General features: G+C 71.8%; 16 protein-coding genes. 11 read left to right on the forward strand and 5 right to left on the reverse strand.

Annotated features, from left to right (window positions below):
- Positions 1-105 precede the first annotated feature (105 nt).
- The 3 genes from ABT137_RS37830 to ABT137_RS37840 all read left to right on the forward strand — a co-directional run bounded on the left by ABT137_RS37830 (position 106) and on the right by ABT137_RS37840 (position 3,649).
- Positions 106-1,140 carry a C40 family peptidase gene (locus tag ABT137_RS37830; protein WP_351715878.1) on the forward strand — a complete coding sequence of 345 codons (1,035 nt, stop codon included), beginning with the start codon at positions 106-108 and terminating at the stop codon, positions 1,138-1,140.
- Positions 1,141-1,402: 262 nt separating this feature from the next.
- The gene (locus tag ABT137_RS37835; RefSeq protein WP_351715880.1) at positions 1,403-2,422 is read left to right on the forward strand and encodes a C40 family peptidase; all 1,020 of its coding nucleotides are present in this window, start codon (positions 1,403-1,405) and stop codon (positions 2,420-2,422) included.
- Positions 2,423-2,452: 30 nt separating this feature from the next.
- On the forward strand, positions 2,453-3,649 hold the full coding sequence (locus ABT137_RS37840) for a hypothetical protein (protein ID WP_351715881.1): 1,197 nt from the start codon (positions 2,453-2,455) through the stop codon (positions 3,647-3,649).
- Positions 3,650-3,666: 17 nt separating this feature from the next.
- Here the strand turns inward: ABT137_RS37840 and ABT137_RS37845 are convergent, their stop codons facing one another.
- Positions 3,667-4,902, reverse strand: a complete 1,236-nt coding sequence (locus tag ABT137_RS37845; protein ID WP_351715883.1) for a glycosyltransferase 87 family protein — start codon at positions 4,900-4,902, stop codon at positions 3,667-3,669.
- A gap of 114 nt (positions 4,903-5,016) precedes the next feature.
- Here ABT137_RS37845 and ABT137_RS37850 point away from each other — a divergent pair, with 114 nt between their 5' ends.
- Complete coding sequence (locus ABT137_RS37850) at positions 5,017-6,159, forward strand: glycosyltransferase family 4 protein (protein WP_351715885.1); 1,143 nt, start codon at positions 5,017-5,019, stop codon at positions 6,157-6,159.
- 53 nt (positions 6,160-6,212) lie between these two features.
- On the opposite strand, the gene ABT137_RS37855 is transcribed toward ABT137_RS37850, so the two are convergent.
- A complete protein-coding gene (locus ABT137_RS37855; protein WP_351715887.1) occupies positions 6,213-7,682 on the reverse strand; it encodes a serine/threonine-protein kinase in 1,470 nt (489 codons plus the stop codon).
- A gap of 106 nt (positions 7,683-7,788) precedes the next feature.
- Between ABT137_RS37855 and ABT137_RS37860 the strand changes: the two genes are divergently transcribed.
- The gene (locus ABT137_RS37860) at positions 7,789-9,423 is read left to right on the forward strand and encodes a GMC oxidoreductase (RefSeq protein ID WP_502984642.1); all 1,635 of its coding nucleotides are present in this window, start codon (positions 7,789-7,791) and stop codon (positions 9,421-9,423) included.
- Between the two features lie 25 nt (positions 9,424-9,448).
- On the opposite strand, the gene ABT137_RS37865 is transcribed toward ABT137_RS37860, so the two are convergent.
- Positions 9,449-11,284 carry an AMP-dependent synthetase/ligase gene (locus tag ABT137_RS37865; RefSeq protein WP_351715889.1) on the reverse strand — a complete coding sequence of 612 codons (1,836 nt, stop codon included), beginning with the start codon at positions 11,282-11,284 and terminating at the stop codon, positions 9,449-9,451.
- A gap of 316 nt (positions 11,285-11,600) precedes the next feature.
- Between ABT137_RS37865 and ABT137_RS37870 the strand changes: the two genes are divergently transcribed.
- The 6 genes from ABT137_RS37870 (at position 11,601) to ABT137_RS37895 (ending at position 16,822) form a co-directional block, all read left to right on the forward strand.
- Positions 11,601-12,398, forward strand: coding sequence for a metallophosphoesterase family protein (locus ABT137_RS37870; protein WP_351715891.1), 798 nt, complete (start codon positions 11,601-11,603; stop codon positions 12,396-12,398).
- Between the two features lie 140 nt (positions 12,399-12,538).
- Positions 12,539-12,982 carry an SRPBCC family protein gene (locus ABT137_RS37875; protein ID WP_093503999.1) on the forward strand — a complete coding sequence of 148 codons (444 nt, stop codon included), beginning with the start codon at positions 12,539-12,541 and terminating at the stop codon, positions 12,980-12,982.
- A 235-nt stretch (positions 12,983-13,217) separates the two neighbouring features.
- On the forward strand, positions 13,218-14,372 hold the full coding sequence (locus ABT137_RS37880) for an ArsA family ATPase (protein ID WP_351715893.1): 1,155 nt from the start codon (positions 13,218-13,220) through the stop codon (positions 14,370-14,372).
- A gap of 63 nt (positions 14,373-14,435) precedes the next feature.
- Positions 14,436-14,897, forward strand: coding sequence for a DUF5304 domain-containing protein (locus ABT137_RS37885; RefSeq protein WP_351715895.1), 462 nt, complete (start codon positions 14,436-14,438; stop codon positions 14,895-14,897).
- 55 nt (positions 14,898-14,952) lie between these two features.
- Positions 14,953-15,906, forward strand: coding sequence for an ROK family glucokinase (locus ABT137_RS37890; protein WP_351715897.1), 954 nt, complete (start codon positions 14,953-14,955; stop codon positions 15,904-15,906).
- A gap of 166 nt (positions 15,907-16,072) precedes the next feature.
- The gene (locus ABT137_RS37895; RefSeq protein ID WP_351715899.1) at positions 16,073-16,822 is read left to right on the forward strand and encodes an endonuclease/exonuclease/phosphatase family protein; all 750 of its coding nucleotides are present in this window, start codon (positions 16,073-16,075) and stop codon (positions 16,820-16,822) included.
- Between the two features lie 4 nt (positions 16,823-16,826).
- Here the strand turns inward: ABT137_RS37895 and ABT137_RS37900 are convergent, their stop codons facing one another.
- Positions 16,827-17,834, reverse strand: coding sequence for a CU044_5270 family protein (locus tag ABT137_RS37900; protein WP_351715900.1), 1,008 nt, complete (start codon positions 17,832-17,834; stop codon positions 16,827-16,829).
- Positions 17,827-18,450 carry an RNA polymerase sigma factor gene (locus ABT137_RS37905; protein ID WP_351715901.1) on the reverse strand — a complete coding sequence of 208 codons (624 nt, stop codon included), beginning with the start codon at positions 18,448-18,450 and terminating at the stop codon, positions 17,827-17,829. The genes ABT137_RS37900 and ABT137_RS37905 overlap by 8 nt, the downstream gene beginning before the upstream one ends.
- Positions 18,451-18,612: the final 162 nt, after the last annotated feature.

The following is an 18,612-nucleotide window of genomic DNA, read 5'->3' on the forward strand; positions in this document are numbered from 1 at the left end:
GACCACTTTTTTCGCTGCTGGGTTTGAACTGATCACAGGTAGGTCACTAGGGTCTGGGCTCGAACCTCCACACGGGTGATCACTCAAACGAAGGAGCCCGTCTCCGTGGCGTCCCATCGTCGACCCAAGCAGCCGAGCCGTGCGCGCGTGACCGTGCTCACCACCGCAGCGGCCGCCGCCGTAGTCCTCAGCGCCAACGCCGCCAACGCGGCACCCAGCGAGAAGCTGACCAAGGACGAGGTCAAGGCGAAGGTCGACAAGCTCTACGAGGAGGCCGAGCAGGCCACCGAGAAGCTCGACGGGGCCAAGGACAAGCAGCAGAAGCTGCAGAAGGAAATATCCACGATCCAGGACAACGTGGCCCGTGGTCAGGAAGACCTCAACAAGCTGCGGGACAGCCTCGGTTCGCTGGCCACCGCGCAGTACCGCTCGGGTGGCATCGACCCGTCGGTCCAGCTCTTCCTCTCGTCCGATCCGGACGACTACCTCGACAAGGCGTCCACGCTCGACCAGTTGAGCAGCCAGCAGGTCGAGGCCCTGAAGAAGATTCAGGACAAACAGCGCGAACTCGCCCAGGAGCGGGCAGAGGCCTCCGACAAGCTCAAGGACCTCTCTGCCACCCGCACCGAGCTGGCCAAGCAGAAGTCGGCCGTCCAGGGCAAGCTCGCCGACGCGCAGAAGCTGCTCAACACCCTGACGGCCAAGGAGAAGGCGGCGCTCGACGCCGAGCAGGCCCAGGCCGCCAGCCGCGCCTCCTCGCGCGTGGACCTCGGCAACACGGGCTCCGCCTCCGGCCGGGCCGCCAGCGCCTTCGCCGCCGCCCAGTCCGTGATCGGCTCGCCGTACGTCTACGGCGCCTCCGGCCCGTCCTCCTTCGACTGCTCGGGCCTGACCTCCTGGGCCTACGCCCAGGCCGGCGTCACCATCCCGCGCACCTCCGAGGCGCAGGCCAACGCCGGCACCCGCATCTACAGCGAGAGCGACCTCAAGGTCGGCGACCTGGTCATCTTCTACGGCGACTACCACCACGTCGGCCTGTACGCCGGCAACGGCCAGGTGCTGCACGCCCCGCACACCGGTGCCGTCGTGCGCTACGAGGCGATGAGCGACATGACCTTCGAGTTCGGCGTCCGGATCTGACTCCACCGGGTTACCGCGACACCCGTACGGCCGAAGATCAACTTGCCGTGGCGCCCGAACGGGCGAATCGCGGCAACCGGAACTGACTCCACGCCCCGCCGGTGACCTGCGTCAGCGGCGGGGCGTCACGTTGTGTGGCCGCCGAGGTCTTTGGCCGGGGTGTGGTCACGCGGCTACTGTCGGGCGCGTTTCCTCCGGCGCCGGGGCACCCCCGTCCCCGCGCCGGAGGAAGCGGTACCTGTCCGCCAGCAGAAGGACCGCCGTGGGGTCTCATCGCCGTCTCGCATCGTCGTCCGGGTTCAACCGGGGCGCCGGTGCCGCAATCTGCGTGCTGTCGGCCGCGGCCGCCGCGCTCGGTGCCGTACCGGCGAGCGCCGCCCCGCACGCCGACACCCGTGCCGAGGTGGACCGGCTGTACCGGCAGGCCGAGGAGGCGACCCAGGCCTACGACAAGGCCGACGAGCGGGCCGGTGCGCTGCGCCGCGAGGTGAACGACTCCCAGGACCGCATCGCCCGCCAGCAGGAGCGCATCAACACTTTGCGGGAGGCGCTGGGTTCGCTCGCCGGCGCCCAGTACCGCTCCGGCGGTATGGACCCCACCGTGGCCCTGCTGTTCTCCGACGACCCGCAGGACTACCTCGACCGGGCCTCCCTCCTCGACCGCGTCGACGCCCGCCAGGCCGGGCAGCTCAGGCGGCTCCAGGCGGCGATGCGCGAACTCGCCCAGGAGCGCGCCGAGGCCGCCGGGAACCTCGTCGAGCTGGAGAAGAGCCGCAAGGCGGTCGCCTCCCACAAGGCCGTCGTGGAGCGGAAGCTCGCCAAGGCCCGGCGGCTGCTCAACGCGATGCCCGCCGCCGACCGTGTCGCCTTCGAGCACGCCTCCCGCGGCGACGACCGGGCCGACCTGCCCGACCTCTCCGGCGCGGCCGCCACCGACGCCCGCGCCGCCGCCGCGATCGCCGCCGCCCGCTCCGCCCTCGGCAAGCCCTACGTCTGGGGCGCCAGCGGCCCCTCCGGCTTCGACTGCTCGGGCCTGATGCAGTGGTCGTACGCCCACGCCGGGATCCACCTCCCGCGCACCTCGCAGGAGCAGCGCCACGTCGGCCACCAGGTCCCGCTCTCCCAGGCACAACCCGGTGACCTGGTCGTCTACCACTCCGACGCCAGCCACGTGGGCATGTACGTCGGCAACGGCCAGGTCATCCACGCCCCCTACCCCGGCGCCCCGGTCCGCTACGACCCGGTCGGAATGATGCCGGTCTCCTCCGTCACCCGGCCCTGACTTCCGGGCTCCTGCCCTTACGATCGGAAAGTGGCTGGTCGTGGACGGGTGTGGCGCTCAGGAACGGTGGGGCTGTGTCTGCTGCTCCTGCCGCTGGCCGGATGCGGCGGCGGGCAGTCGTCGACCGGCACGGCCATGGCCGAGGTGCAGCAGGTCCTGGACCGCCGCTCGGCCGCGGTCCTCGGCCACGACGAGCAGGCGTACGCCGAGACCGGCACCCGGAGCTCGTACGCCGACCTGCGGGCCGTGCCGCTGGCGGACTGGAGCTACCGGCTGACCGCCCTCCACCCCGACGGCGCCGGGGTCACCGCCGACGCGCAGCTCAGCTACCGGATACAGGGGTACGACAAGGCGCCGGTGACGACGGACCGGGCGCTGACCCTCAGCCGCACCGCCGACGGAAAGTGGTATGTCACATACGACAAGCCCGCCGAGAAGTCCGGGCAGCAGCTCTGGGACCAGGGCAAGGTGACCGCCGTCAAGACCACCCACACCCTCGTCCTGGGCGTCGGCCAGTCCCGGACCACCCTGCGCGGCTACGCCCGCCTCGCCGACACCGCCGTCCCCGCGGTCTCCAAGGCCTGGGGCACGGACTGGACGCAGCGGGTGGTCCTGCTCGTGCCCGGGTCGCTGAACGGCATGGCCGGCCTGCTGGGCGCCCCCGCCTCCAACTACAAGGGCATCGCCGCCGTCACCACCGGCGAGGCGGGAGGCTCCGGCCAGGCCCCGGCCGACCGGGTCATCCTCAACCCGGAGGCGTACGCCGTCCTCGGCGCGGTCGGCAGACAGGTCGTCCTCACCCACGAGACGACCCACGTGGCCACCCGCGCCCACACCACGGCCGCCACCCCGCTCTGGCTCTCCGAGGGCTACGCCGACTGGATCGGCTACCTCGACACCGGCCGCACGCCCACCGAGGCGGCCCCCGAACTCGCCCGCGCCGTCGAGGCCGGAGACGCCCCCGAAGACCTCCCCGCCGACAAGGACTTCGGCTTCACCGACGACCCCACCAAACTGGCCCAGGCCTACGAGGGCGGCTGGCTGGCCTGCCGGATGATCGCCGCCCACTGGGGCGAGGAGAAGCTCGGCGCCTTCTACCGGGCCGTCGGCGCGCACAAGGAACGGGCGGGCGCGGTGGAGGACGCCCTGAGGACGGAACTCGGCACGACCCTGCCGGACTTCACCGCCCGCTGGCGGGACTACCTGACGGCGCAGCTGGGCGGCTGAGCCGGTCGCACCCGGGCTCAGGAGGAGACCGGGGTCTCCTTCGCGGGGGTCGCCTGAGCCGGGAAGGGGGCGACGGCGTCCTCGGTCACCGTGGAGCGCCACAGCGCGCGGGCCGCCGTGACCGTGGCCGCCACCAGCAGGCCGTTGCGCAGGAGCAGCAGGGTGATGCCGTACCAGTCGCTGACGACGACGTGCGAGAAGCCGACCGGGAACTCCAGGACCGTCACGAAGGCCGCCAGGAGGAGCAGGACGGCCGGGAGGGTCATGCGGCCGGCGCGGAAGCAGAGGCAGACGGCGGCCAGGCCCACCAGCCACACCATGTACTGGGGGCTGATCACCCGGCTGGTGACCGTGAACATCAGGACGGCGGTGAAGGCCGCGTCCGCGAGCGTGTGGGAGCGGAAGCGGGCCGCCGACAGCCGCCACAGCAGCAGCCAGCCGAACGCGAGCGCGGTGAGCAGCAGGGCCGCCGTGCTCACCGCCTTCACGTGCGGGCCGAGGAACTCGATCGAGCCGTAGTTGAGCAGCACCTCGCCGTGCCAGCCGAAGTGCCGGGCGACGTGGAGGACCAGCGCGCCGAGGGACTCCACCTCGGTGCCCCGGTCCCGCTGGAAGGTCAGGAACGAGAACGCGCCCGGCATGGCCACCGCGAACAGTGCTCCGACCGCACCCGCTGTGACGGCCGCCGACGCCCAGGCCCGCCGCCGTACCGCACCCACGAGCAGCAGCGCCGGCCACACCTTGACCATCGCGCCGAAGCCCGCCAGCGCGCCCATGAGCCGGGGGTGCCGGGCCCCGGCGAGCAGCGCGGCGACGGCGACGGCGGTGACCATCAGGTCGTAGCGGGAGTAGACGGTCGGGCCGAGCAGCGGGACGCCCAGCACCCAGACCCAGGCGCCGCGCAGGGTGCGGCCGGGGCGCAGGCCGGCGTAGAGCAGGAGGGAGAGGACCACCAGGTCGGCGAGGCAGGCCAGCACGAAGAAGGCGGTCGGGTAGTCCAGGAAGGGGAGGAGGCCGGGGGAGAGGATCGCCAGGGCGGCCGCGGGCGGGTACTGCCAGGTGACGTCGTCCAGGGGAAACGTGCCGTGCCGCAGGACCTCGTACCAGCCCTGGTAGATGACCGACACGTCCGACGTGACGTCCGCACCCGGGAACACGCACACCTTCAGGACGAACAGCAGCAGCACCAGCCGGGTGGCACCCCAGATGACCAGCGGCAACGCCAGGGCACGCCGCACGCCCGTCCTGTCCACCTGAGCCCCTGTCCGTCGGCATCGCCGTGTCGAATGGGCCACATGATCTCCCGGCGTCCTGTGCGGGGGCCATGAAGCATGGCCGAACACCCTGTGCAGGTAGGGTCGGCGCCGATGAACAAGACCCTCGTCGTGACCAATGACTTCCCGCCCCGGCCGGGCGGTATCCAGGCATTCCTGCACAACATGGCCCTGCGCCTGGACCCCGAGCGGCTTGTCGTCTACGCGTCCACCTGGAAGCGGGGCCGGGAGGGCGTCGAGGCCACCGCCGCGTTCGATGCGGAGCAGCCCTTCACCGTCGTACGCGACCGTACGACGATGCTGCTGCCGACGCCCGGGGCGACCCGGACGGCGGTCGGGCTGCTGCGGGAGCACGGGTGCACGTCGGTGTGGTTCGGGGCGGCGGCCCCGCTGGGCCTGATGGCCCCGGCGCTGCGGAAGGCCGGGGCGCGGCGGCTGGTCGCCACGACCCACGGGCACGAGGCGGGCTGGGCCCAGTTGCCTGCGGCCCGGCAGCTGCTCGGGCGGATCGGGGACGCGACCGACACGATCACGTATCTCGGCGAGTACACGCGGTCCCGGATCGCGACCGCGCTGAGCGCCGGGGCGGCGGCGCGGATGGTGCAGTTGCCGCCGGGGGTGGACGAGAAGACCTTCCACCCCGGCTCGGGGGGTGCCGAGGTGCGGGCGCGGCTGGGCCTGGCCGACCGGCCGGTGGTCGTGTGCGTGTCGCGGCTGGTGCCGCGCAAGGGGCAGGACACGCTGATCCTCGCGATGCCGCTGATCCTGGCCGCCGAGCCGGACGCGGTGCTGCTGATCGTGGGCGGCGGGCCGTACGAGAAGGAGCTGCGGCGCCTGGTCCGGGAGACCGGGGTCGAGGCGTCGGTGCGGTTCACGGGGGCCGTGCCGTGGGCCGAGCTGCCCGCGCACTTCGGCGCGGGTGACGTGTTCGCCATGCCGTGCCGGACCCGGCGGGGCGGGCTGGACGTGGAGGGGCTCGGGATCGTGTACCTGGAGGCCTCGGCGACCGGGCTGCCGGTGGTGGCGGGGGATTCGGGGGGTGCGCCGGACGCGGTCCTTGACGGGGAGACCGGGTGGGTGGTGCGAGGCGGGTCCCCCGAGGAGGCCGCCGAGCGCATCGTGGCGCTCCTGGGGGACTCCGAACTGCGTCAGCGGATGGGGGAGCGCGGGCGGCGGTGGGTCGAGGAGAAGTGGCGGTGGGATCTCCTTGCGGAGAGGTTGAAGGCGTTGCTGTAAGGGGGGCGGCGAAGTCCGCTGCAGTTCCCCGCGCCCTCAAAAAAAGAGGGGCGCTACAGGGGCGGTAGGTCACATTGATCGAGCAAGTTGTGCAACTGCTCCGCCGTGAGCCGCGAGTTGGCTGCCGCACCCTCCGCCAGGTCCGGGTCGTCGAGGTTCGGCGGGATCAGCGGATTGGCCGCCGCCGCTCTGCGGACCCTCGGGTCGAGGTCGGTCAGCAGGGCCACCGGCGGACGGTCCAAGGTCGGGTCGGCCGCCGCCAGGGCCCGTACCTCCGGGTCCTCGTGGGTGAGCAGGCGGGCCAGGCCCGTGCGGGGGAGGCGGGGGAGGGAGAGCAGGCAGGGGCGTTGGCGTGGGGCCGCGACGAAGGTCTCCAGGAGCGTCGCCGGGGGTGCGAGCGGGTGGTTGAGGGCCAGGAGGTGGCGGACCTCGGTGTCCGGGTCCTCGGCCAGTCGGTGGGCCAGGTCCTCGGGGAGCGCGGGGCAGGTCGCGGCCAGCCGTCGTAGCAGCGGGTGGTCCGAGATGGCGCACTCCGTGTACCAGCCGGGATCGGGCTCGGTGAGCATCGTGGGGAGCCGGCCGATCTGCTCGGCGGTGCGGCCGATGACCCGGTCGATGGCGGCGCGCTGTCCCCAGGTGCGGGGGAGCGGCTGGAGCAGGGCCCGGGTGCGCACCACGGGTGCCGGATCCTCGGACAGCTCCGCCAGCAGGGCGGGGGTGAGGTCGGCTCTCGCGGCCACCCGTTCGCGGACCTCGGGGTCGGGGTCCCGGGCGAGACGGGCCACCGCGTCGGCGGGGGTGTGGCGGTTGCGGGCGAGGGAGTAGAGGTTGCGGTTCTCGGCGAGGCAGCGTTCGACCACGGCGCGGGAGACGGCGTACTCGCCGAGCATGAGGCTGCGTTGGTGGCAGTCAGGTGCGGGGAGTTCGGCCTCCATGGCCGCCGGGTCCAGGTGCCGGCCGGCGTCGCGGGCGGCTTCGCGCACGGTGGGGTCGGAATCGGCGAGGAGCGCCTCGCGCTGCGCGGGGCCGAGCCAGATCCAGTGGTGCGCGCCGTAGACGCGCACCGCGGGGTTCTCGTGGCGGACCGCCCGGTGCCGGAAGGACGCCGGGAGCTGGCCGGACGCCACGAGTTCCTGGGCGACCTCCGCCGTCGAGACGAGCTGACCGGGCCCGAAGTCCTCGTCCCGCGCGGTCAGCAGGGTCACGAGGACGTCGTCCGGAAGCGCCTGGCGCGGGTGCCGTCCCGGACGGGGGCCTCCGGCCAGGTGGGCGCGGACCTTGGCGTCGGGGTCGGTGGCCAGTCTGCCGCGGTCGGCGGGGGCCGCGTGCGGGTTGCGGGCGAACCGCCTGCGGACTTTCGGGTCCGGGTGTGCGATCACCGCGTCCACGACCTCCGCGGGCAGCGCGCGCCCCTCGCACAGCACCTCCCAGGCCGCCTCAGCCGCCGGGTCCAGCAGCCGCAGCAGGACGTCGGGCGGGGCCGCCGGGTTCGCCGCGACGCCTCGTAGCCAGGCTTCCTTCATGGTGCGGTGCTCCCCCTCCGCCGACCGGGAAAAGTCTGTTCCAAACGCGCGGTCCAACTCTGCCGCAGGCCTAGGCGGAACCGGAAAGTCCGCACATGCTGCGCACATGACAGCAAAACTGATGCAGCGTCAGCTGACTAGACGTCACATCCTGGGCATGATCGCCCTCCAGACCGCCGCCGCGGCCGGTCTCACCCGTGTCGGTCTCCAGTCGGCGCAGGCCGCGGAGGAAGCGGCCGACGTCGACAACGCACCCGCGATCGTGGTCGGTTCGGGGTACGGCGGGGCCGTGGCCGCGCTCCGGCTCGGACAGGCCGGGGTGCGCACCCTCATGATCGAGATGGGTCAGCTGTGGAACACCGCCGGCTCCGACGGCAAGATCTTCTGTTCCACCGCCGCCCCGGACAAGCGGTCCATGTGGTTCAAGACCCGCACCGAGGCCCCGCTCGCCACCTTCCTCTGGCTGGACGTCGTCAACAAGGACATCACCGCCTATCCGGGAGTGCTCGACCGGGTGCACTACGACAACATGTCCGTGTACGTGGGACGCGGTGTCGGGGGCGGTTCGCTGGTCAACGGCGGGATGGCCGTGACCCCGCTCCAGTCCTACTTCACCGAGCAGTTCCCGACCGTCGACGCGACCGCGATGTACAGCACGTACTTCCCGCGTGCCCGCACCATGCTCGGCGTCAACACCGTCGACTCCACCTGGTTCGAGTCGACCGAGTGGTACCAGTTCACCCGGACGTCCCGGAAGGCCGCCGCCAACACCGGGCTCAAGACCACCTTCGTGCCGAACGTCTACGACTTCGGCTACATGCAGCAGGAGGCCGCCGGCACCGCCACCAGGTCCGCGCTCGCCCAGGAGGTCATCTACGGCAACAACTACGGCAAGAAGAGCCTCGACAAGACCTACCTCGCCGCCGCCCTCGGCACCGGCAACCTCACCATCCACACCCTGGAGAAGGTGAAGGCCGTCACGCGGGCGAGCGACGGGTCGTACGTGCTCAGCGTCGACCGGATCGACACCACCGGGGCCGTCGTCGAGAGCAAGCAGTACAGCTGTACCTACCTGTTCCTCGGCGGCGGGAGCCTCGGGACCACCGAGCTGCTCGTCCGGGCCCGGGACACCGGGGCGCTGCCCGCGCTCAACTCCAGTGTGGGGGCGGGCTGGAGCACCAACGGCAACACCATGCTCGGGCGTGCCAACCACATCTGGGACACCACCGGCGCCAACCAGGCGACCATGCCGGTCATGGGCATCGACGACTGGGCCAACACCGACAACCCGGTCTTCGCGGAGATCGCCCCGCTGCCCATCGGGTTCGAGACCTGGGTGAGTCTGTATCTGGCGATCACCAAGAACCCGCAACGGGCGTCCTTCACCTACGACTCCGCGAGCGACGGGGTGAAGCTGGGCTGGACCGCGGCCCAGAGCGCGGTCTCGGTCGCCATGGCCAAGAAGCTGTTCGACCGGATCAACCTCGCCAACGCCACGATCTACCGGTACGACCTGTTCGGGTCGGGCAGCAAGGTGTTCGCGGACGACTTCTGCTACCACCCGCTGGGCGGCTGCGTGCTGGGCAAGGCCACCGACGACTACGGACGGGTGAAGGGGTATTCGAAGCTGTACGTCACGGACGGCTCGCTCGTGCCCGGGAACATCGGCGTGAACCCGTTCGTCACCATCACCGCGCTCGCCGAGCGGGCGATGGAACGGGTTCTCGCCGAGGACTTCTGAGTTCCCGGAGGCCTGAAGTGCCGTACTACTTCTGGTACAGGGCCTCGATCTCGTCCGCGTAGTCCTTCGCCACCACGTTGCGCTTGAGCTTCAGGGACGGCGTCAGGTGGCCCGACTCCTCCGAGAACTGGGAGGACAGAATGCGGAACTTCCGCACCGATTCCGCCTTCGACACCGCGGCGTTGCCGTCGTCGACAGCGTCCTGGATCGCCGCGATCAGATCCGGGTCGTCACGCAGCGACGCCGCGGTGGAGCCCGCCGGCTTGCCGTGGTCGGCCGCCCAGCGGCCCAGGAACTCGTCGTCGACGGTGATCAGCGCGCCCACGAACGGCCGCCCGTCGCCGACCACCATGCACTCCGCGACCAGCGCGTGCGCGCGGATGCGGTCCTCGATCACGGCCGGGGCGACGTTCTTGCCGCCCGCGGTGACGATGATCTCCTTCTTGCGGCCGGTGATCCTGAGGTAGCCGTCCTCGTCCAGGGTGCCGATGTCCCCGGTGTGGAACCAGCCGTCGGCCAGCGCCTCGGCGGTCGCGCCCGGGTTGTTCCAGTACTCCTTGAACAGGTGCTCGCCGTGCAGCAGCACCTCACCGTCGTCCGCGATGCGGATCACCGAGCCGGGCAGCGGCTGCCCGACCGTGCCGATCTTCGTCCGGTCCCAGGGGTTGAACGCGGTCGCCGCACAGGACTCGGTCAGGCCGTAGCCCTCCAGGACCGTGAAGCCGATGCCCCGGAAGAAGTGGCCCAGCCGCTCGCCGAGCGGGGCGCCGCCGGAGATCGCGTACTCGCCCTTGCCGCCCAGCACCGCGCGCAGCTTGCTGTAGACGAGCTTGTCGAAGGTCTTGTGCTTGATCTTCAGGCCGAGCGTCGGGCCCGGCGGCGTGTCCAGCGCCTTGCTGTACGCGATCGCGGTGTCCGCGGCCTTGTCGAAGATCTTGCCCTTGCCGTCCGCCTGCGCCTTGGCGCGCGCCGAGTTGTAGACCTTCTCGAAGACGCGCGGGACGCCGAGGATCAGCGTCGGCCGGAAGGCGGCCAGTTCGTCGGTGAGGTTCTTGATGTCCGGGACACAGCCCAGCTTGATCGGCGCCATCATCGGGGCGATCTGGACGAGCCGGCCGAAGACGTGCGCGAGCGGGAGGAAGAGGAGGACGGAACACTCACCGGTGCGGAACAGGGGGCGCAGCCGCTCCACGATGTTGCCGCACTCCGCGAAGAAGGCGCGGTGGGTGAGGACGCAGCCCTTGGGGCGGCCGGTCGTACCGCTCGTGTAGACGATGGTCGCCGGGTCGTCCGCCTTCGCCTGCGAGCTGCGCTCGTCGACCGTGGCGTCGGTGACGCCCTGGCCGAGTCTGCCGAGCTCCTCCAGGGCGCCGGCCTCGATCTGCCAGACGTGCTTGAGGGCGGGCAGCGTCTCGCGCACCGACTCGACGGCGGCCGTGTGGCCGTCGAGTTCGACGATGCAGGCGGTCGCTCCGGAGTCGCTGAGGATCCACTGCACCTGTTCCGGCGAGCTGGTCTCGTACACCGGCACGGTGACCGCGCCGGCGCTCCAGATCGCGAAGTCGAGGAGCGTCCACTCGTAGCGGGTGCGGGACATCAGGCCGACCCGGTCGCCCGGCTGGATGCCGGAGGCGATGAGGCCCTTCGCGGCCGCGTGCACCTCGGCCAGGAAGGCGGTCGCGGTCACGTCCTGCCAGACACCTCCCCCAGACTCCGTCCGGGGGGACCCCGATTTCGCTCCGCTCACCTTGCGGGCCATGACGGCGACGTTCGGATGCTGCGCGGCGTTTCTGCGGACGATGTCGGTCAGATTGCCGTCCGCGGGGACCTCGTACAAAGCCGGAAGGCTGAACTCGCGCAAGACTGCTGCTCCTCATAGGGCGCCGACGCCACGACGTTGTGCGATGCGACGGTGCGGTCCAAGGCTCGGGCAGGTACTCAGGGCTTCGCCACGGGGTGGAAGATCCGTTGGTTGAAATCCTGAGCACGACTGGACTGCCCGGACGTTACCCGCCGGTATGGCTTCTTCGACAGGGGGGTCCGGCGAGATGTTCGGTGCGTCACACGGGTTGGTGTTCCTTTGCGTACGGTAGTCCACGGCTTTAGTGACTGACCAGTAACCGCAGGTCCGGCCATCGCCTGTTCACGTTTGCCGCACAGGCCTACGCTTGATCACCATGGCAGCAACACCCTCCGGCACCCGAAGGACCCGCGTCCATGTGGTCAGCGACGTGCACGGCAACGTCCGTGACCTGGCCAGAGCCGGCGACGGCGCCGACGCCCTGATCTGTCTCGGCGACCTGGTCCTCTTCCTCGACTACGCCGACCACTCCCGCGGCATCTTCCCCGACCTGTTCGGCGTCGAGAACGCCGACCGCCTCGTCGAACTCCGCACCGCCCGCCGCTTCGAGGAGGCCAGGGAACTCGGCGCCCGGCTGTGGGGCGGGATCGGCATGGACCGGGCGACGGCGATCGAGAAGGCGGTGCGCAAGCAGTACGCCGAGATGTTCGCGGTGTTCCCGGCACCGACGTACGCGACGTACGGCAATGTCGACATGCCGCCGCTGTGGCGGGAGTACGCCGGGCCGGGCACGACGGTGCTGGACGGCGAGCGGGTGGAGATCGGGGGGCGGGTCTTCGGCTTCGTGGGCGGGGGCCTGAGGACACCGATGCGGACCCCTTACGAAATCTCCGACGAGGAGTACGCGGCGAAGATCGAGGCGCTCGGCGAGGTCGACGTGCTCTGCACGCACATCCCGCCGGAGGTGCCGGAGTTGGTGTACGACACGGTGGCGCGCCGGTTCGAACGGGGCAGCCGGGCGCTGCTGGACGCCATCCGCCGCACCCGCCCCCGGTATTCGCTCTTCGGGCACGTCCACCAGCCGCTGGTGAAGCGGATGCGGATCGGGGCCACCGAGTGCGTGAACGTCGGGCACTTCGCCGGTACCGGCCGGCCCTGGGCGCTGGAATGGTGACGACCCCGGACAGGGGGTGAAGTCGGCTGGTCGGACGCGCGGTAGCCTTCACGCGGCACGCGTGTGCGCACGCCCGCGCACGCCGACCCCTTTACTGGTCCCACCGGTCCCACCGGCCCGCATCTGGAGGAGCCACGGCGATGGCGGAACACACCAGCTCGAACATCACGATCGAGGCGGCCCCGGCCGACGTCATGGCGGTGATCGCCGACTTCGGGCGTTACCCGGACTGGACCGGCGAAGTGAAGGAGGCGGAGGTCCTGAAGACCGACGCCCAGGGCCGTGCCGAGCAGGTCCGCCTGGTCATGGACGCCGGCGCGATCAAGGACGACCAGGTCCTCGGGTACACCTGGACCGGCGACAACGAGGTCTCCTGGACGCTGGTGAAGTCCCAGATGCTCCGCTCCCTGGACGGCTCGTACCTCCTGAAGCCGGCGGGTGCGGGTTCGACCGAGGTCACGTACTCGCTGACGGTGGACGTCAAGATCCCGATGCTCGGGATGATCAAGCGCAAGGCGGAGAAGGTCATCATCGACCGGGCGCTGGCGGGGCTGAAGAAGAGGGTGGAGTCGGGGGAGAAGTGACGTAGGGACGCGTCAGCGCCCCTTACGGGGCGCTCGTCAGCCGTGTCTCATACAGCCGCGGGCGGTCGTGCCTCCCCCAGTGCCTCAAGGGCCTGGGAGGTGCCCCCAGGGCGGCACGGGTGGGCGCTGGGGGTCCCCCCTCTGGGGGAGGCACCCTGCCAACGCCGGTAAGTGACACCCCCTCCCCGCCCCGGGCACCTTCGGGCAAGGCCCGCTTCAGTTACGGTTCACCCTCATGCGCACCATCCTGATCACCGGCCCCGGCGGCAGCGGCCGTACGACCGTCGCCGCGGCCACCGCCCTGCGCGCCGCGGCAGAGGGCACCCCGACCCTCGTCCTGAGCGCCGACCGCACGGACACCCTCGGCGCCGCCCTGGGCACGGCGACAGGACCGGAGCCCACCCGCGTCACCCCCACCCTCACCGCCTGGCGCCCCGACGCCGCCGCCCGCTTCCGCGAGGACCTCACCGCCTTCCAGACCCGCGCCGCGAACGTCCTCGACCTCCTCGGCGCCTCCCGCCTGGACGCCGAGGAGCTCACCCCACTGCCCGGCGCCGAGGAACTCTCCTTCCTCCGCGCCCTGCGCGACGCCGCCCTCTCCGAGCGGTACGAACTGCTCGTCGTGGACCTCCCGCCCGCCCCGCAGGCGCTCGCCCTCCTCTCCCTCCCCGAGGAGCTCCGCCGGTACCTGCGCCGCCTGCTCCCGCCCGAACGGCAGGCGGCCCGCGCCCTGCGCCCGGTCCTCGGCCGGCTCGCCGGCGTCCCGATGCCCGCCGACTGGCTCTACGAGACCGCGGCCCGCTGGGACGTCGAGCTGGCCGCCGTGGCGGCCGTCCTCACCGACCGCGACACCGCCGTACGCCTGGTCGCCGAACCCGGCCCGGCCGGCGCCGACGCCGTCCGCAGCGCCCGCCTCGGCCTCGCCCTGCGCGGCCTGCCCGCCGCGACCCTGGTCGCCAACCGCGTGCTGCCCGAGGCCACCCCCCTGCACGCCCTCGTCGCCCAGCAGCGCAAGGTCCTCGCGGAGTGGGCGGAGGCGTACGACGTCACCGCGGTCGCCCACCTCGGGCACGACCCGCGCGGCACCGACGACCTCGCCGCGCTCGCCGTACCCGGTGTCAACACCGCACCCGCCCCGGTCGAGTGGCCGGTCGCCGACCGGATCGAGGCGGACGGCGTCCTCGTCTGGCACATCCCGCTGCCCGGCGCGATACGGGACGACCTCGACCTCGTCCGGCGCGGCGACGAGGTCGTGATCACCGTGGGCGGCTTCCGCCGGATCGTCGCCCTGCCGTCGGCCCTGCGCCGCTGCACCGTCGCCGGGGCTTCCCTGCGCGACGGCGAGCTGCGGCTGCGGTTCGCGCCGGACCCGGAGCTGTGGCCGCGCTGACGATGAAACCGGTACGCCCGTTCGGGTAACGTCGGAGAGACGAACCGTAGTCAGGAGTCCGTCATGAGCGAAGAGCGCCCCGCAGCCGACGCCTCCGAGGCCGCGGACGAGGTACGGGCGACGGACGACGACGCCTGGGCCACCGCCTGCGCCGAGGACCTGGAGGCGGAGAAGGCCCGCCGCCGCGCCCGGTACGGCCCGCCCCCCGGGTCGGCCGCCGAGGAACTGCGCCGACTCGTCGACGCCGTCGCCGACAAGCTCTCCGGCATCCAGCCCCCGCTGCTCGGGGCGGTCGCCGGACCCGCCGCCCAGCAGGTGGTCAGGCAGGTCGTCCAGCAGGCGAAGAACGCCGTCGAGCCCGTCCTGGAGCGCAACCCGGACGTCTTCGACCACCTGGCCGCGGCCGGCAGCGAACTCCTCGCCGCCTACCGCTCCGCGGTCCAGGCCCAGGAGACCCGCTGGACCTCCGGCAGCCACGACAAGGGCGAGGACGACGGCCCGGGGGAACGCATCGATCTCGACTGACAGCCCCCTCGGGTACGGTTGGCCGTAGCGGGGCTCGACCGAAACTGAGGGATTCATGGGACTCACCATCGGCGTCGACATCGGCGGCACGAAGATCGCGGCCGGCGTGGTCGATGAGGAAGGCAACATCCTCTCGACCCACAAGGTGCCGACCCCGGGTACGCCCGAGGGCATCGTGGACGCCATTGCCTCCGCCGTAGAGGGTGCGCGCGCCGGGCACGAGATCGTCGGCGTGGGCATCGGCGCCGCCGGTTACGTGAACCGGCAGCGCTCCACGGTCTACTTCGCGCCCAACATCGACTGGCGCCAGGAGCCGTTGAAGGAAGAAGTCGAGGCCCGCGTCGGCCTCCCCGTGGTCGTGGAGAACGACGCCAACGCCGCCGCCTGGGGCGAGTACAAGTTCGGCGCCGGCAAGGGCCACCGCAACGTCATCTGCATCACCCTCGGCACCGGCCTCGGCGGCGGCATCATCATCGGCAACAAGCTGCGCCGCGGGCACTTCGGGGTGGCCGCCGAGTTCGGGCACATCCGGATGGTCCCGGACGGGCTGCTGTGCGGCTGCGGCTCGCAGGGCTGCTGGGAGCAGTACGCCTCCGGCCGTGCCCTGGTCAGGTACGCCAAGCAGCGCGCCAACGCCACCCCCGAGCACGCCGAGCTCCTGCTCGGCCTCGGCGACGGCACCCCCGACGGCATCGAGGGCAAGCACATCTCCATGGCCGCCCGCCAGGGCGACCCGGTCGCCGTCGACTCCTACCGCGAGCTCGCCCGCTGGGCCGGCGCCGGCCTCGCCGACCTGGCCTCCCTCTTCGACCCCTCCGCGTTCATCGTCGGCGGCGGCCTCTCGGACGAGGGCGAGCTGGTCCTCGACCCGATCCGCAAGTCCTACAAGCGCTGGCTGGTAGGGGGCAACTGGCGCCCGGTGGCCGAGGTCATCGCGGCCCAGCTGGGCAACGAGGCCGGCCTGGTCGGAGCGGCGGACCTGGCGCGGGAGCCGGATCCGATCATGTAGGCGCCGCCGACTGGTCCCACTTTCTTTTCAGGGGCGCGGGGCGGTAGTCGATATGCGGCTACCGCCGCGTGGGCGCGACCAGCCACACACAACCGGCAGTCGCCCACCCACCTCGCGCCCCACCCCATTAGGCGCACGGCCCCCCACCCGGCGTACATTGATCCACATGGCGCCGCTCCCCAACTCCCACACAGAGCCCGACGGTTCCGCCGTCATCCGCGTCCTCGGCTACAACATCCGCTCCATGCGGGACGACACCGACGCCCTTGCCCGCGTCATCAAGGCCTGTGCCCCCGACCTGGTCCTGATCCAGGAAGCCCCCCGCTTCTTCCGCTGGCGCAAGAAGCTCGCCCGCCTGGCCTCCGCCTCCGACCTGGTGATCCTCACCGGGGGCGGCACGGCAGCCGGTCCGGCGATCCTCTGCGACCTCCGCGCCACCGTCGAGCGCACCGAGGACGTCCTCCTCCCCCTCACCCCGGGCCTGCACCGCCGCGGCCTCGCGACCGCCGTCGTCCGCTTCGGCGGCGTCCGCCTCGGCGTCACCAGCTTCCACCTCAGCCTCCAGCAGGACGAGCGCTACGAGCAGGGCGGCATGCTCCTCGACCGGGTCGCGGGCATGGGTGTGGAGCACGCCATCGCCGGCGGCGACCTGAACGACCGCCCCGACGGCCGCACCTTCCGCCGCCTGGCCGACGCCTTCCAGGACTGCCGTACCACCGCACCCTGGGGCGGCGAGCTCACCTCCTCGTCCACCGACCCCCACCAGCGCATCGACGCGATCTTCGCGACGAAGGGCATCGAGGTGCTCGGCTGCGGTGTACCGACCGGCCTGCCCGGCGTCACCGACGCGGATCTGAGGGCGGCCACCGATCATCTCCCGGTCCTGGCCGCCCTCAGGGTCCCCGCCGTCTCCTAGCCGGCTACGGCCGCTGCTTCACCTTGTCCACGACGGCCCAGCTGTCGAGGTACGAGAGCTGGATGTACGTCTTCATGGCCGCGCCGTCGCCCGAGGTGCGCACGTCGCGGAAGCCGAGGAACTCGTACGTCACGGGGTCGAAGACGAAGTAGCCGCCGAAGCCCAGCGAGCCCTTCGGGAGCGTCGGGTCGTCGTACGTGATGGCCACCCCGGTGCGCCCCTTCGCGTCTTTCTGGCCCGGCACGACCTTCACGCCCGGCACCATGCCGAGCGCCTCGTACGCCGCGGGCCGCAGCCCCGCCGGCATCACCGGGACCAGCTTCAGCAGTCCGGCGAGGCTGAAGTGGACGTTCGACCAGTCCTGGTCGGAGAGGTCGTCGAGCGAGGTCTTCCGGCCGCCGAACTCGTTCGTGATCGACAGGATCAGCTGCTCGGGGTCGGTCGGCAGCTTCCGCAGCGTGCCCCAGTCCTGCGGTGGCCAGACGCTCTCGCCCTTCTTCAGCGGCGGCGACCACCAGCCCTTGCCGATCTCCATGATCCAGGATCGCCTGGAGCCGTCCACGGAACGCCAGTTCTCGTCGACATAGCTCTTCGTGGCACCGGTCTTCTGGTTCGTCTCCTTGATGATCTCCTTCGTGTAGATGTACTGGTCGTCGCGCGGGCTGGCCGTCCGCTCGTGCTTGCGCTCGTACGCGGCGGCCCCCTTGAGCACCGTCTGCGCGCTCACGTTCCGCATGGCGGGCGCGCTGGTCGCCGGCGGTTTCGCGGTCCGGTGGGTGCGGGCGCCGTCGTCGTCCCGTACGGCGACCAGCACACCGGCCGTGACCGCGGCGGCGAGCCCGGCCGTCAGGGCGATGCGCAGGACGGGGCGGCGGGGCGGCCGTTCCCGGGTGGCGGTCTGGTTCATCGCGGTGAGCAGCCGGTCCCGGGCCCGGCGCCTGGTCTCGTCGTCGAGCGGGGGAGCCTCCGTGTCGAAGTCCCTCAGTTCGCGCAGTTCGTCGATGTCACGCATGGGCGTCTGCCTCTCGGAAAGCCGTCGGATCGGTTCCGCCCAGTGCTTCGCGCAATCTGCTGCGAGCCCGGTGCAGCCGCGATCTGATGGTGCCGACCGGCACGCCGAGCGCCTCGGCGGCCTCCTCGTAGTCGAGGCCGGCCCACGCCACCAGCAGGACGACGTCGCGATGGCGGGCGGACAACCCGCCCAGCGCGGCCGTCAGTTCCCGGCGCACCCCCGTGGCACCGGCCCTGGCGACCGCGCGGTCCGCGACCGGCTCCTCGTGCTCCACCGGCTCCGGCAGCCGGGACAGCGCCTTGAAGCGGCGTGCCTCGGCCCGGCGCTGCCGGCCCACGAGGTTGGTCGCGATGCCGAACAGCCACGGGCGGGCGTCGGCGCGTGCGAGGTCGTACGTGTGGCGTCGCTGGAAGGCGGTGACGAAGGTCTCCGCCATCAGATCCTCCGCCGCCTCCGGACCCAGCCGCCGGGCCGCGTAACGGTGTACGGCGTCGGCGTGCCGGTCGAAGAGCACGGCGAACCGCTCGGGCTCGTCCCGGGACCGCGCGATCACCCGGGCGTCGCTGTCCTCGCGATCCTCGTCGCGGGTGCCGGTGCCCGGCGGTCCGACGGTCATCGGGGCTCCTTTCCGTTCGTTCGAACGCCTCGAAGGCTTGGGCTCGGTGTTCACCTCTCCTTCGCCGGTCCGCGGAAGCGAGTTCCCTTTTCCGGGACCGGGGCCGCCGCCGAAAAAGCCGAGGGCCCGTCCGGAGTCACTCCGGACGGGCCCTCGGGCGGG

This window comes from Streptomyces sp. NPDC001980, from assembly GCF_040296885.1.
Classification (GTDB): Bacteria; Actinomycetota; Actinomycetes; order Streptomycetales; family Streptomycetaceae; genus Streptomyces.

Bases quoted from the DNA above. Each gene is read 5' to 3' on its own strand.
- ABT137_RS37860 (WP_502984642.1), top strand. From the start codon at position 7,789: ATGACAGCAAAACTGATGCAGCGTCAGCTGACTAGACGTCACATCCTG.
- ABT137_RS37895 (WP_351715899.1), top strand. From the start codon at position 16,073: ATGGCGCCGCTCCCCAACTCCCACACAGAGCCCGACGGTTCCGCCGTC.
- ABT137_RS37900 (WP_351715900.1), bottom strand. From the start codon at position 17,834: ATGCGTGACATCGACGAACTGCGCGAACTGAGGGACTTCGACACGGAG.
- ABT137_RS37850 (WP_351715885.1), top strand. From the start codon at position 5,017: ATGAACAAGACCCTCGTCGTGACCAATGACTTCCCGCCCCGGCCGGGC.
- ABT137_RS37885 (WP_351715895.1), top strand. From the start codon at position 14,436: ATGAGCGAAGAGCGCCCCGCAGCCGACGCCTCCGAGGCCGCGGACGAG.
- ABT137_RS37875 (WP_093503999.1), top strand. From the start codon at position 12,539: ATGGCGGAACACACCAGCTCGAACATCACGATCGAGGCGGCCCCGGCC.
- ABT137_RS37905 (WP_351715901.1), bottom strand. From the start codon at position 18,450: ATGACCGTCGGACCGCCGGGCACCGGCACCCGCGACGAGGATCGCGAG.
- ABT137_RS37870 (WP_351715891.1), top strand. From the start codon at position 11,601: ATGGCAGCAACACCCTCCGGCACCCGAAGGACCCGCGTCCATGTGGTC.
- ABT137_RS37855 (WP_351715887.1), bottom strand. From the start codon at position 7,682: ATGAAGGAAGCCTGGCTACGAGGCGTCGCGGCGAACCCGGCGGCCCCG.
- ABT137_RS37890 (WP_351715897.1), top strand. From the start codon at position 14,953: ATGGGACTCACCATCGGCGTCGACATCGGCGGCACGAAGATCGCGGCC.
- ABT137_RS37880 (WP_351715893.1), top strand. From the start codon at position 13,218: ATGCGCACCATCCTGATCACCGGCCCCGGCGGCAGCGGCCGTACGACC.